At 44.8% G+C, this 14,628-nt stretch carries 10 protein-coding genes and 1 tRNA gene; 4 read left to right on the top strand and 7 right to left on the bottom strand.

From position 1 onward, the window contains the following. Positions 1-14: 14 nt before the first annotated feature. The gene (locus H6G32_RS18335; protein WP_190460812.1) at positions 15-533 is read right to left on the bottom strand and encodes an adenine phosphoribosyltransferase; all 519 of its coding nucleotides are present in this window, start codon (positions 531-533) and stop codon (positions 15-17) included. 413 nt (positions 534-946) lie between these two features. Here H6G32_RS18335 and H6G32_RS18330 point away from each other — a divergent pair, with 413 nt between their 5' ends. Continuing rightward, positions 947-1,573 (top strand): DUF3038 domain-containing protein, encoded by a 627-nt coding sequence (locus H6G32_RS18330; RefSeq protein WP_190460810.1) that lies wholly within the window; start codon positions 947-949, stop codon positions 1,571-1,573. Then, on the top strand, positions 1,570-3,063 hold the full coding sequence (locus tag H6G32_RS18325; RefSeq protein WP_190460808.1) for a DUF4335 domain-containing protein: 1,494 nt from the start codon (positions 1,570-1,572) through the stop codon (positions 3,061-3,063). The genes H6G32_RS18330 and H6G32_RS18325 overlap by 4 nt, the downstream gene beginning before the upstream one ends. A 56-nt stretch (positions 3,064-3,119) precedes the next feature. Here H6G32_RS18325 and H6G32_RS18320 read toward each other — a convergent pair whose 3' ends face one another. After that, the gene (locus H6G32_RS18320; protein WP_190460806.1) at positions 3,120-5,384 is read right to left on the bottom strand and encodes a transglycosylase domain-containing protein; all 2,265 of its coding nucleotides are present in this window, start codon (positions 5,382-5,384) and stop codon (positions 3,120-3,122) included. 439 nt (positions 5,385-5,823) lie between these two features. On the opposite strand from H6G32_RS18320, the gene H6G32_RS18315 reads away from it, so the two are divergent. Beyond that, a complete protein-coding gene (locus tag H6G32_RS18315) occupies positions 5,824-6,312 on the top strand; it encodes a hypothetical protein (protein ID WP_190460804.1) in 489 nt (162 codons plus the stop codon). A 116-nt stretch (positions 6,313-6,428) separates the two neighbouring features. Here the strand turns inward: H6G32_RS18315 and lspA are convergent, their stop codons facing one another. Continuing rightward, positions 6,429-6,905, bottom strand: coding sequence for a signal peptidase II (gene lspA / locus H6G32_RS18310; RefSeq protein WP_190460802.1), 477 nt, complete (start codon positions 6,903-6,905; stop codon positions 6,429-6,431). A 53-nt stretch (positions 6,906-6,958) separates the two neighbouring features. Next, positions 6,959-7,546 (bottom strand): biotin transporter BioY, encoded by a 588-nt coding sequence (locus tag H6G32_RS18305; protein ID WP_190460800.1) that lies wholly within the window; start codon positions 7,544-7,546, stop codon positions 6,959-6,961. A gap of 696 nt (positions 7,547-8,242) precedes the next feature. Here H6G32_RS18305 and pstB point away from each other — a divergent pair. Beyond that, the gene (pstB, locus tag H6G32_RS18300; protein WP_190460798.1) at positions 8,243-9,049 is read left to right on the top strand and encodes a phosphate ABC transporter ATP-binding protein PstB; all 807 of its coding nucleotides are present in this window, start codon (positions 8,243-8,245) and stop codon (positions 9,047-9,049) included. 55 nt (positions 9,050-9,104) lie between these two features. Here pstB and H6G32_RS18295 read toward each other — a convergent pair. From H6G32_RS18295 to H6G32_RS18285, 3 genes are all read right to left on the bottom strand, one after another. Next, positions 9,105-9,175, bottom strand: a tRNA-Gly gene (locus tag H6G32_RS18295). A 54-nt stretch (positions 9,176-9,229) separates the two neighbouring features. After that, positions 9,230-10,225: a hypothetical protein gene (locus H6G32_RS18290; protein ID WP_190460796.1), complete on the bottom strand. Its 996-nt coding sequence runs from the start codon at positions 10,223-10,225 to the stop codon at positions 9,230-9,232. Positions 10,226-10,516: 291 nt separating this feature from the next. Next, a complete protein-coding gene (locus H6G32_RS18285; RefSeq protein WP_190460794.1) occupies positions 10,517-14,077 on the bottom strand; it encodes a response regulator in 3,561 nt (1,186 codons plus the stop codon). Positions 14,078-14,628: the final 551 nt, after the last annotated feature.

Below are 14,628 nucleotides of genomic sequence, written 5' to 3'. Positions count from 1 at the left end.
AACGACTAACCACATTAATATTCAATTAAAGAGATTATCGGCACATCTGGCAGATGTTTACGCCCTTGCAAATCCCGTAGTTCGATAATAAATCCAAACCCCACCAATTCACAGCCAATCTTCTGGATCAACTTTGCCGTGGCGATCGCCGTTCCACCCGTAGCAATCAAATCATCCACAATCAAAACTCGGCTACCCGGTTGTAAAGCGTCCTGATGTACTTCCAAGCAGTCTGTACCATACTCTAGTTCGTATTCAATCGCATGAACCGCCGCCGGCAACTTACCTCTTTTGCGGACAGGAATAAAACCAGCTCCTAATTGATAGGCCAGGGGTGGGCCAAAAATGAACCCCCGCGCCTCCATCCCCACAACATAATCCACCTGCATTCCCGATTCAACACATCTTTGTGTTAAAAAGTCAATAGTATAGCGCAGTCCATCTGGATCGCGCAGCAGGGTGGTAATATCCCGAAATAAAATTCCGGGTTTGGGGAAATCTGGGATGTCACGAATCAGAGACTTCAAATCCATAAAACAGGGATTGGGGATTAGGAATTAGGGATTGGGCATCAGGTATTAGGCATCAGGTACTGGGGATTCAGTAAAGATTTGCCAACACCCAGTACCCAGTACCCGTACCAGATACCTGAAAAATCGTACACTATAATGTCATACGCTGGAGATTAGGGCTAGACTTTCGCCATCCATTGACGATAATTAAAATTTAAATCAAGCTAGGGATGGAATTTTACTCCTAAAAAAGACAGGTAGACCGATGCTTTAAAGCTTAAATTTCAGTATAGGTCAACCATTGAGTAGAAAGACTAAGTAATGTATATATTGGGATACTTATGCCCCTAGCACAAGCCTAACCTTCTAGTTTGGCTATCTATCTTAAATTTGTTTTACCCAGTCTGTTGGAACCGCACAAGGTATTTTATAGAATGAATGTCTCCGCAAGTTTAACGCCGTTCAACAGTCCAACATCCCAGGCACTGCCGATGATTCTGGACACTTTACCAGATCCGGCGATCGCTTCCAAGGGATGTCCTCGGAGAACTAGGTTGCAAATTGACCTGATCTTACTAGCAATTGAAGCTTTAGAACTGGGCGGCTCTGAAGCCATCCTCGGTTTTGCCCAAGAGTTGGAACTCAAAGGAATTATTAAAGACAGGGTGAATTTATGGCGGATGCGTAGCTCCAACCCCCTACGCAGAGCGCATATTCGCCGCCCCTTAACCATCTTAGAAGCAAAAGCTCTAGTAGTCATTGCTTGCTACATAGCGCGGCGGTTAACAGTTGTCATCCGTCAGCTATTAATGATATATCAACAAATGTATGAAAAGCAGATTCCACTAGAACAGAATTTGCGGTTATCTAATTACCTAGAACGGTTTAGAGCGCATTTCAAAAGCCGGATGAACGCCCGACGTTCTGGTTTATTGGTATTAAATTCTGATGAAAAATTAGATGAACTGGCTATAAATTTATTGGGACAATTACTATTCTGTACCGGTACAGCTGGCATGCAGCGGTTCTGGATTAGTCTTTTTGACGGGGAAGTAGAATGAATATCCAACGTAAGTACAGTTTGCCTAATTGTACGCTGCTTTTAGAAGGCTTAAGCGATGTCACAAAAGCGGCACACTTTCAGGAACTGCGCCCAGAACTATCTATATTGGTAAATGCAGAATGCTATTTATCTAGCTATAGTCAACCCCTAGCGGGAGGGCGGGAATTTTTTGAAAGTTTAGTCAGATCCGTTAGTGCCTATGCCCAAGAATTTCTGAGCAACGTCCCTAACCCACAAGCCCACAACCAGGAATCAGAACTTGTGGAGTTGCAAAAAATTAACAGCAACCGACACAAGCTGATTGTGCATTCAGAAATTGCACCAGAAGGTTTTGAGTCTAACCCTAACTATAGTAGACAGCCCCCCATTCAAATTGATTTGAATACGGTACAGTTGTTTGATTTAGTAGAAGCAGTGGATCAGTTTTTCGCTGACACCCAAACCTTACCAGAGTTATCACTAGAGCTACAAACAGTTACCAGACGCTATAGCGGTACTAGTCACGCCTTAATCAAGCAGGCAGTACCTGCCGCTGTGGGAGTATCGAGCTTGGCAGCAGCAGCATTGGCCTTTAGCTTAATTCCTGCTCCCCAAGTGCGTCCACCAGAGGTAAAGCCAGATGAGCAGGCTAGCACTACAGCACCCAAAGTCACTGCTTCGCCATCAGTGGCAGCAATAGCCACACCAACAACAGCACCCACAGAGGCTGCAATACCCACACCGACAACAACACCCATAGCTGCTGTAACACCCATACCAACAACAGCACCCACAACTGCCGCAACGCCCGTAGTTAGAGATTTAGAAGCACTTTTAAATACAGTTCCCGAAATCGCTGATGCATCCCAGCTGCGTGCATTGAATCGCCAAGTGTATAACCAAATTCATCCAGCTTGGACTAATCGTTCAGGATTACAACAGGATTTGGTCTATCGTTTAGGTGTGGCTGCCGATGGTGGAATCGTCGGTTATAAAGCAGTGAATGAAGGAGCCAATGAAGCAATAGGGCAAACTCCTCTGCCTAATCTACTTTACAATCCAGCTAACCGCCCTCCCATTGCCAATGAACCGATCGCACAATTCCGAGTAGTCTTTACTAAACAAGGTGTGCTAGAAGTTAGCCCTTGGCGAGGCTACACCAATACACCACAGGTGATTGGCGTAAAAATCACAGACACCAACATAGTCAAAGATTTAAACCAAAAACTTTATAATACAGTTCGTCAAAGTTGGAGTGGTACTCCCACCTTTACGCGAGATTTGAAGTACCGAGTAGCGGTGAACAAAGATGGCGTCATCGCTGACTATGAACCACTTAACCAAGTCGCTTTTGACTATTTTCGGGAAACACCCCTACCGACAATCTTCCAAGCCATTTACGGCTCAAATGTAGCTGCCCCCAACAACAAAGACGCTCTCGCCCACTTCCAAGTGTTATTCAAGCCTAACGGCACACTGGAAGTTACTCCTTGGCAAGGATATCGGTAATGGGTAATGGGTAATGGGTAATTTGGAAAAAGGTAAAACTGTTACCCATTACCCATTTATCGCGTAATTCTCCCCATATAATTTCCCCAAAGCTGCGCTGCTTGAGCGCTGCTGCCAGATGTAGGGGAATTATTATCATTTCCTAGCCAAATACCGGTCACCAGTCGCCGACTGGGAATAAAGCCAATAAACCACAGATCAACGTTGTTATTAGTCGTACCTGTTTTACCTGCTTCCCCCAGTCCAATGGCAGCACTGCGACCAGTACCACTGGTGATGACGCCGCGCATCAAACTAGTCATCTCATTAGCAACTTCAGGCTTTAGCACTCGCTTATTGCCCTCTGGATCTTCATCGAAGGAGTAAATGACACGGCAGGTTTTGAAATCCTTGCGCTCCTTGCAATCACTACTGTCTAAAATTCGGCTAATAGCATGGGGAGGGTTCCACACACCGCGATTGCCAAGAGTGCCAAAAGCACCAGTCATTTCTAAAACATTGACTACACTTTGACCCAACACCAAGCCAGCAACTGGATCGAGGGATGACTTTACCCCCAAACGCTTCGCCATTGTCACCACTTTATCCAGTCCGATATCCTTAGCAACCCGTAAAGCGATTGGGTTTTCCGAACGCGCTAGCCCAGTAGCAATATCTAAACTGCCACCACCACTCCGACAGGGTCTATAGGTAAAGCCTTGCCAAGTTAACGGGGCGCAGGAATAACTCCTAGATGACGATATCCCCTGCTCAATGGCGGCGGTATAAGCAAAGATTTTAAAGGTGGAACCTGGTTGTCTTTGGGCTTGGACAGCACGATTGAACTGGCTTTTTTTGTAATCAGTTCCGCCCACCATCGCCAGGATACCGCCTGTGCTGGAGTCGAGGGTGACGATCGCCCCTTGGGAAAAACCAAAGCTTGAGCCAGCATTGCTGACTGTATTACGCAGGGCTGATTCTGCTTGTGCCTGAATTGCTGGATCTAGCTGAGTTTCGATAATATAGTTACCTTCACTAGCCGCTCCCTCCCCTAAAATTGATTCCAGTTCCCGAAAAACGTAACTGTAAAAATAGGGGCTAATGGTTTTGGCTTGCTGTTCGCAAACTCTGGGCACAACTTTAACCGTGGAGCGTCTAGCTCGGTTGGCATCATCTTGTTTAATTGTGCCCATCTCCAGCAACCGCTTAATTACGCGATTGCGGTAATCCGCCGCTTCTAACTTATTCGGGCCATCCCCACAAAAATCAAAAGCGTTGGGGCCAGGTAAAATTCCCACCAAAGTTGCAGCTTCTGCCAAAGTTAATTCTTTAGCTGGCTTATCAAAGTAATATCGAGCCGCATCTTCAAAGCCGGAGGTGTCTCCCCCCAGAAAAACCCGATTTAAGTAAGTCAGCAAAATTTCATCTTTGCTGTAAAAGGTTTCTAACTTCAGGGCGACAACTGCCTCTCGCAATTTGCGCCCCAGTGAGTCTTGTCTACCCACATAATCGCGGAACAAACTGCGGGCGACTTGCTGGGTAACTGTACTAGCACCTTGTTTAGTATCACCCTTGCTATTAATTAGCACGGCTCGCAATATTCCCCAGGGGTCAACTCCAAAGTGCCAGTAATAACGGCTATCCTCAGAAGCGATCACAGCGGCAGGTAGATAAGGCCCAAAGTCTGCTAACTGCTTCATATCGACGTGAGCAGTAATCCGAGGCTCTCGTAGTGGGGTAGAGCCATCACGGGCATAAACAACCACCGGGGCACGGGTAGCTGTAGGTAGAGGTCTGACGGAAAATTTTAGCGATTCGATCCCAATGGTGAGGGCGAACAAGGCACTGACACCGCCAACACCATAAGCAGTCCAAGTTGCTGCTTTTACATACCAAGCTGGTGGATCAACGTATTGCAACCGCACGGAAGCGGCCAGCTCTGGTGGCCCTAGGGTAAAGACATCCCCGTGACGCAGTTCTAGAGAACTAACCCGACGCTTACCGCGATAAATACCATTGGTGGAGTTTTCATCTTTAATGATGAAACCAGGGGTGCGTTGAGTAGAGTCCCGCGACAGTGACAGGTGGATTTGGCTGACAACTGGGTTGCGAATCACAATATCACAGGATTTGGAACTGCGACCTAGGATATAGCGATCGCCCAACAGCGGATATACTTCCGCCTTATCCGCCCCCGCATCCTGCACCCAGAGTTCCGGTACTTTAGCATTAGGCTTGAGCGCCAGTTTGGAAAAATCAACCCTAGCTTGAATAGTATGTACTGCTTGAGTCAGTTGACCAAGTAATGTTTGTGGCTTTTGAGGAGGATGGGGGGAACTCATCGTCTATTTACATCACAGTTTATTAGTTAAAATTTGGGCAATTGCCATCTTGATGCTGGTATTTCACCATTTTAATCACAAGCCAAAAAATAAATTGGCTGTACGGAATTTTGTCCGATTCAATCTTACACCTAGACTAGATCCAGTGAACGAAATTAGTTTGTTATTTGTGTCACTTGTTTACATAAAAATAGTTCTTCTCCCGACTCTTGAATGCTTATTTTATCTACTATTCCTAGCTTAAGAAACACGGTCAGTAAATATACTTTAGTTTTTCTAAAACCTACCATTCAATCAACAAATAATTTAATTTTTACAGCATTAACATATCCACACATTTTGCAGCAAAGCTATACATCTTCATTTAGGAGGATTTTCTCCAATTGATTGTTTGATTTAATGGGCGGAGTGATCCGTTGACCTTGAGGTGAATTTCAGAATGAAGGGAAAATCTCTGACCTTGATTGGTACAGCCATAACTTTGGCACTCACCAGCAATGTTGCTGTAGGCCAGTCCAGTAAATCCCCTATAGACGAATCCAGCAACTCATCCATTACTTCACCAACGGAAATCAAACTGTCACCAGAAGGTATGAAAATTCTGTGCGAGCATTTCCCGCTCAATTCCCGTTGTCCCGGTGGCACAGCAATCAATTCCAGTTCTCCTAGTAACACTAAGATACCATTCGTGAAACCTGCTCAGGAGAACACCAATTCTGAAAGTACAATTGTACCAACAGATCCAACATCACCTGAGTCTGGCAACCCTGAGAACTTAAATCCAGTACCAGTAAACCCCACTTCAAAAGAGTCTGGTAATTCCAGCAACTTAACTCCAGCACCAGTAAGCCCCACCGAACCAGGTGCCAGTTCCCCTAGTCAAGTTCCCGACACCAGTTTGCCACAAACTTCTACTCAGGGTAGTTAACTACCAATTGGCAAGTCCTTCACAACTTACTCCCTTGTATAGGAGTGAGTAGGGATTTAATTGATTCAGCAGCCTGGGGGTGATCAACCTCCAGGCTTGTTAGTTGAGATATTATATCACCGCCATCTACGACTTCCTGTCGGTGTGTTTTGCACCGAAGCAATTAGCAGGCAAACAATACCGATAGTTATAAATGAATCTGCCATATTAAATACAGCAAAGTTAATCAGTCGAAAATCGAGAAAATCTACGACGTAGCCTAAAACAAACCGATCAATCCCATTTCCTATAGCTCCACCTAAAATTAAGCCATAGCCCAACTGATCCCAAAGACTTAATATTGGGCCAAAGGCTGCTATAGCAATCAACACCAAACTCACTCCTAAAGATAACCAGCGCAACCACTCTACTTTTCCACTTAACAAGCTAAAAGCTGCACCAGTGTTAGTAACATAGGTGAAGTGAAATATCCCCGGTATGAGTGGTAGCGTTTGCCCCAAGCTAAAGGTTTGCATCACCCAATATTTTGTCAGCTGGTCTAAGAAAAAAGCTATGAAGGCAGCAATCCAGAAGAAGCGATTTTTTAAACGCATAGTCAATTAGTCATTATTCATTAGTCATGGGTCATTAGTCATTTGACAACCGACTAATAAAACATTAAGTGTCTTAGCACGTATGCTATAACGCTGACGGCGCAGATGACAGCTAGTTGCCCTGGCAAGTCGAACCAGGAGTATCTGAGAATTGCTTGCATTAAGGGCAAATTTTCTGTGCCTTTCAACTGAAAAAGATAGCTAATGATCAAATAAGTAATACCGCAGACGTGGACAGTTAACAAGCCACAAACACAACTAAAGGTAAGAGTTTCTAGTCGAGGTCTAGCTTTAAAGGCAAAATGACCACAAATCCAAGCTCCAGGAATAAAGCCTAGCAGATAGCCAAACTGAGATAGCTTAACATAACCGATACCGCCACCCTCAGAAAATACAGGTAACAAGGTTAACCCCATCACTAAATAGGCTATTTGCGAGAGTGCACCAGCATTTTTGCCCCCTAAACAACCCACAAGCAGCACTGCGCCAATTTGATAGCTGACACCTAAAGAAAAGGTTTGAATTCCTTGCTGACTCCAACTCCAAGGTAAGGTGATCCCATAGGCTTCTAGGAGAGTGCCACCGATTGTCAGGAGTAAGCCAATCATGGACCAAAGTAATTGATTAGAAGCAGCAAACATTTATCAGGCAGAAGGGAAAAGGCAAAAGGGAAAACCAACAGCAACCAGTATAGGCGAATGGCGCGAAGATCAGGTTTCGGAGGCCGTAAGACAGCTAGGCTGAAACTTGTCTTCTCTGATAGCTTTCTCCGAGGAACGGGGATCGGCTAGGGATAATAAAAGGTGGAGCAAAAACCAGGTTTTGTAAATATAAGCTGTATCTCGATGTATCAAAAGTGTTATTTATTACTATTTACTTAGATGAGTAAGTAGAAATTTGCTCAGTCCACAGAAAAAATAAAAGTTTGCTATTCATCTAAAAAACCATAGATTTTTCTCTTTGTTAACCTCTTGTTTATCATAAGCTGTGCCAATTAGGAGTACCTTAGAAGGGATGATCTAAAAGTTTATAAAAAATTGACAGCAATGCTCTCACCTCTAAGCACAGTAAATAATAATCGTCTCCCGGCTTCAATAACAGTGTTAACACGGTTTTATTAGTCTGACTGCTGGCAGTGGATCGCCTAGCCTAGACAATATAGCTACCAAAAAAAACTCTTAGTACTGCTAAAGATACTACTGCCTCTAGCCACACTAAACTGGATCTTGGCGGAAAAGTTACCTGAACTGGTGGTGGTGGAACTTTTACTGCACCACTGAAGGCTTAGTGATCTATCAAGACGCATAACCATCCCGAAAACTTAAACCAGACTATTTATGGCTACTAAGATTAGTACAAAGAATGGTAATGAAACCGTTTTACGTACAGAGAACCTCAATGTTTACTACGGCAAATTTTTAGCCTTGCAGAATGTTTGGCTAGACATCCCGAAAAATCAGGTGACAGCTTTCATCGGCCCTTCTGGTTGCGGTAAAAGTACATTGCTACGATGCTATAACCGCCTCAATGATCTAATAGAGTCATTTCGGGCAGAAGGGCAGATTTATTTTTATGATAAAAACTTGTATGCTTCCGACATTGATCCTGTAGAAGTGCGACGGCGCATTGGGATGGTGTTTCAAAGACCAAACCCGTTTCCCAAATCAATTAAAGAAAATATTACTTTTGGTGCCAAAGTCAATGGCTACAAAGGGAATATGGATGAATTGGTAGAACAGAGCCTGCGGAAAGCGGCTTTGTGGGATGAAGTGAAGGATAAACTCAACCAAAGTGGTCTGTCCTTATCCGGTGGACAACAACAGCGGTTGTGTATTGCCAGAGCGATCGCCATCCAACCAGAAATTATACTAATGGATGAACCTTGCTCCGCTCTTGATCCCATCTCCACCTTGCGGGTTGAAGAATTGATTCACGAACTCAAAGAGCAATATACCATCCTCATCGTCACCCACAACATGCAACAAGCAGCACGGGTTTCTGATAAGACAGCTTTTTTCAATGTCAGAACTACAGAAACAGGAAGTCGTAACGGTTACCTAGTGGAGTACGAAAAGACCGCAACAATTTTCAACAATCCGCAGCAGCAAGACACCAGAGATTATATCAGCGGCAGATTTGGGTAAAAGCTATCATCCTCTCCACGAAACAGCGCGGAGGGGTCGGGTTGATTTTTTACAAAGCGGGTGGCGGGAATCGAACCCGCATTATTAGCTTGGAAGGCTAAAGTTTTACCACTAAACTACACCCGCGTCTATCCAGTTTGTTTAATGTATCACAGTCTTGGTGAAAAATCAAGTGTCTATTTAGGGCTGGTTGACACTGATTGTGATCCGCACGAACAAATTACTCAAGGGTGGTGGTGTTTTGCCATCGGGGAAGCGAGCCGGCTGAAATTTCTCGTCTTGGAAAATTTCTTTAGCGAAGTCTGCCAATTTTTTTCTTTCCTCTGGTGGTATGGCTGAATCTTGAACCTCAGCACTTATACATTTGCCAGTATTATCAATTACTAAACTAACGAGGAACTCTCCTTTGGAAAGATCCTGGCTACTGTTATCAGTTAAATCTATTTTATTTTCGCTAGTGCTGATAGTAGGTAGAATCAAATCTTCCTCGAAATCTCTTTGCCTCTTTTCCCTCTGTTCCTCTGGATTTAAAATTTTCCAGACAGCTATCAGTCCTGTCCCTGTCTGAGAGCCAGGCGTTTCCCCAGTGAGACTTGGTGAAATTTCTGCAGTGGGACTTGGTGAAGTTTCCCCAGTGGGACTTGGTGAAATTTCTGCAGTGGGACTTGGTGAAATTTCTGCAGTGGGACTTGGTGAAATTTCTGCAGTGGGACTTGGTGAAATTTCTGCAGTGGGACTTGGTGAAGTTTCTTCAGTTGAATTTGCTAAATCTGATGGAAGGTCTTTTGGTAGTAGCTTTCCCTCTCCCAGTACGACTTTTTGACGGCGGTTTCCGGGAAAATTACCGACTGGATTTGTGGGTGTTGGTGTTGGTGTTGGTGTTGGTGTGAGTCTGGGTGTTGGTGTTGGTGTTGGTGTTGGTGTTGGTATTGGTGTTGGTGTTGGTGTTGGTGTTGGTATTGGTGTTGGTACGAATATAGATGTCGGTGTCGGTTCTGGAGCGAGTGTTGGTGTCAGCGTAGGCTGGGTTGTCGGTGGTTTTGGCGAAACTTTTGTGGCTGTTGATGTTGATTTGGCTATTGGTTTTGCCTGAGGAGAAATATCTACCAAGTCAATGGCGACATAACCTTGGTCTTGCTGTGGAAACCACGGTTTAAACTCATTAGATGAGCGCATTAGCCAAAACACCAGTAAGTGCAAGGAAACTGAAGTTATAGCTACAGTAATCCACAAAAAAGGTGGATCTGTGTGTTTCCTCCAGGATTTTGTGACAATTGGAGTTTTATCCGCAACCGATGATGCCATGTTAAAAAAAATGAAGCAGGAAAACTACCAGTGTAAACCTCTGAATTTTAGAGACTAGTGCAACGCGGCAAAAATAACTAACCAGTCAGATTCAACTCAAAACCTTGTGGAATCTACTTTTTAAATTTTTAATTGTTAATTTTTAATTCCGAGAAAGCGGTACTAGCCCTTTATTTCTGGTGAAACAGAGAAAGTTAGAACTGTTTCATCTATTCCTTTGAGTTCTAGGGGACTACCTTTAGTAATTTCTTCTTCCTGCAAATAATCTGCTACAGCAGCAGAAACCAAGATGGTACCGGGAAGGGCGGCTGATTGCAATCTGGCGGCAATATTCACACTTGGGCCGATGGCGGTGTAGTCGGCGCGTTCAGCGCTTCCAAACATCCCCACAACAGCTGTACCTTGGTGAATGCCACAGCGAAACTGGACGCCATTGCGTCTGTCGGAATCAAATATGCCTTGGTCGTGCCAGCGCTGGTTTAACAGAGCTAGTGAGCGGTGCATTGCTCTGGCTGTACTAATAGCCCGACGCACTTGTTCGTTTGGCGTTAGTTCTTCTGGCGCTCCATATAAAGCTAAAATAGCATCTCCCATAAATTTATCTACGGTGCCGCCATTGTCAAATACGACTTTGGACATAGCTTCTAGATATTCATTCAGTAACTCTGCCACTCGTCGGGATCTAAGGGTATTGGATAGCTGAGTAAAACCGACAATGTCACTAAACAAAACTGTGACCAAGCGGGGTTCTGGGCGCAAATCTAGGGTTAAAGTCCCGGCGGCGGCTTTTTTCACCAATGCAGGCGGTAAAAAGCGCTTGAGTACCGATTCTGTGAGGTATGTGTTTAATTCCAAAACCCGGCGTTCATTTTCCTTTAAGGCTACAAGATTGCGGACTTCTGCTAAAAGTTCCCGGTCATTAAATGGTTTAGCTAAATAAGCATCGGCGCCGTGTTCTGTACTTTCGATGCGGGTTTCTTCGTCAACTTTGGCAGTGAGTAGTATGATCGGTGTGCCTCTCAAGTTCTCTTCGCTGCGGATCATCCGAATCATCTCCAGTCCTGTGACTAGGGGCATCATTAAGTCAGTGACGATTAAGCTGGGTTTAATTTCCTGAGCTATACCGTACCCCTCATAACCGTTACGAGCTGTTTGGACTTGATAGCCGCTGCGACGGAGAATATCAGCTACATAGCCTCGTAGATCTGGGTTGTCGTCTACGACTAAAATTAGGTGTCCATTCCCTAGGGGAAAGAGACTTTGTCCCTTGGAGTTCTGAGAGTCAGAAGTGGGTGAGGAGTTTCTGGTAATATCTTCAAACTCATCTGTGGTTGACTCTACTTGTTCTAAATCAGCCAATTCGACGCTGGCGCGGCTGGTGTTTATTTGCTCAGAGGTTTCTAGTACTTGCTCCGGGGGTAAGTGCGCTGTGCCAGTGACTAGCAATAAGGTAAAGATGGTACCTTGTCCATAAACTGATTCCACAGTGACTTGGCCGCCGTGCATTTCTACCAATTCTTTGACTAAAGACAAACCCAAACCACTGCCTTCATAGGAGCGGTTTTCGGAGCCTTCAGCTTGGCGGAAGCGTTCAAATAGGTAGGGAATTTGTTCTTGAACGATGCCAATTCCTGTGTCTTCTACTTGCAATATGCAATGTCCAGCTTCTGGTTGCAGTCTGACAGTGATTTTGCCTCCTTCGGGCGTAAATTTCATGGCATTTGACAGCAGGTTGTAAACCACTTTGTCAAATTTTTCTAGATCCAAATAGACTGTAGGGCATTCAACCAACTCGGTGACCAGATGCAGTTCCTTTTTCTCACAGTAGGGGCGGAAGGATTCGACAATTTGGTTGACAAATTCGACTAAATCACAGGGACGGAAACTAGGCTGCATTCTCCCAGCGTCTAGGCGTTGTAAATCTAGTAGTTGATTTACTAATCGCAGTAGGCGGCGGGAATTGCGAAGTGCGATCGCACTTTGGGAATAGGATAACCCCTCACCAAGGGCCACCGCTGACTCTAAAGGCCCTTGAATCAAGGTGATTGGTGTCCGGAATTCATGGGAGATATTTTGGAAAAATTCAGTTTTTTGTTTGTCTAGTATTAATAAGCGTTCTGCTTGCTCGCGAGTTTTATGATATAAGCGTGACTGCTGCACGGCGATCGCAGCTTGTGATGCTACTGCTAAAGCCAGTTCAATATCAGATGAAAGCCACCGCCGCACTTTACTTCCTTCCCGGAGGGTGATGCTGCCGATACATTTGCCATCAGCCACTAAGGGTACAACCATGAGTGATCTGGCAGAGCGTAGTGCCGTCAGTCCTGCGGACAGGCTATGCCAACGGGGATCTTCTCCGTAAGGGTTCGGCGATCGCGCTAGCATTTTTGAAGGCAAATCAAAACCCTGAACTTCTGAGGGAGAGTTGCTAGTGTCAGCAATTACCACTGGTTCCAGTGTCCGCAAAATTTCTTGCAGGATGGGATTATCCTGAATTGGGGCTTGTCCATAGGGCGATTGCAGAAGCTCAAGGCGATGATTGTGATCTACGTTATTGTCCTGAGTTGACTCTAGATTTTGAGAACTATCATACAAACCTACACACTGAACAAATTCATCGTCCTCTGTCCACAAAGACAAAGCACAGCCATCAACTTGTAAAGCTTGTCCTAGTTGCTGAGTTATAGCCGCAAATATATCTTGAGGGTCTAGGCTAGAGCGAATAGCGCTAGTAATCGTATTAACGAGCTTCTCTCGCTTGGCCAAAGCACGTACTTGCTCGTAAGCATAGGCTTGAGACAAAGCTAGGGCTGCCTGATCTGCTACCATCAACACCAGCTGCACCTCTTCCTCTGCCCAGAGGCGTTGTTGGGAACACTGGTGCAGGGCCAGCACTGCCATCAGTTCTTGCTGGCAAATCAGCGGCACAATTAAGCTGGAGCAAATATTAGCAGCAGCAAAAGCTGCGGCACGTTGACCTGAGATGCGATCGTCACCTACCACATCGGCAATTACCTGCACCTCACGGGTTTCCCACACCGTTTGAGCTAATAGGGCGGATGAGGAGCCAGAAACAATACTGTTGCTATCTCCTGAAACCGCTGCTCCACCCTCACTCGCAACTTTTTGGTAAATAAATCCCGCCTCTGCTAACTGCTCATCATGTACCGGACGCAACAGGCAGACATCCACCACCAACATGTGGCCCACTGTGTCCACAATTGCTTGCAAAATTTGCCGATAGTCTAAAGCACTGCGAATCGTATTCGTGACAGTATTTAGCAGTGATTCTTGACGGAGTGTGCGCGTGAGTTCGCGGGTACGGGCTTTGAGAACATTGTGGGTATCCAAAGCTTGGCGTACCACAGCTTTGAGTTCCTCTGACTCCCACGGTTTAGTGACATATTTGAATACCTTACCAGCGTTAATTGCTTCTACCAAGTCTTCGACATCGGTGTAGCCAGTTAAAATAATCCGGATAATATCTGGATATTGAGTTGCTGTCAGGCTTAAAAATTCTGTACCGCTCATCATCGGCATCCGCTGATCGGAGATGATCACAGAGACCTCGCCCTCTTGAGAGAGCAGTTCCAGTGCCGCAGGACCAGAGGTAGCCCTCAGCACCTTATAGTCGCGATAGAAGGTGCGGTAAAGCAAGTCAAGGTTGTCTGGTTCATCATCGACAACCAAAATTTTAGGCTTACTGTTTGCTTGAGATTTCATGCACCGCTTTCCTGCTGCAAAGGCAGTCGGATAAAGAATAATCTGATTTCTTAGAGATATTTCTGAATCAGGTAAGAGCAGAGCATTTCGACCAATAAGACTGTTTGGCTACATGACTGCTGAATGTAAGAGCGCTTACTCACAGTAACTGATCTCAATGGCTCATACTGATTGCGATCGCGAATTGTGCAGCGCAATTGGTTTCATAGTCATTTTTTTAGGGCAAAAAAGTTGAAGTTGACTTGCCAAATCTTCCCTCACCTCCGCTGATAACTTTCTCATACTACATACAGTGCTCCTATCTGGCTGAAAAATCCAGATGAAGCTGCTTATTAAGTTTGCCCGTTGTAGAAGTTGTACTAACACTTGCAGGTCAATTCTATTTATGGTAGTCATGGTAGAGTCAGCAATATTACAACAATAAGATTTAAAGGCAAAGTATTGGTAAACTTCTCTGATTTTATAGACAGACATTACCAAATATAGATAAATGTATTAAGATAGTTGTCAAGGTTTAGAACAACAAATATGAAACTATCAGATTATGCTAA

This window comes from Cylindrospermum sp. FACHB-282, assembly GCF_014697195.1.
GTDB lineage: Bacteria > Cyanobacteriota > Cyanobacteriia > Cyanobacteriales > Nostocaceae > Cylindrospermum.
This window is presented reverse-complemented; position numbering and strand designations above follow the sequence as displayed.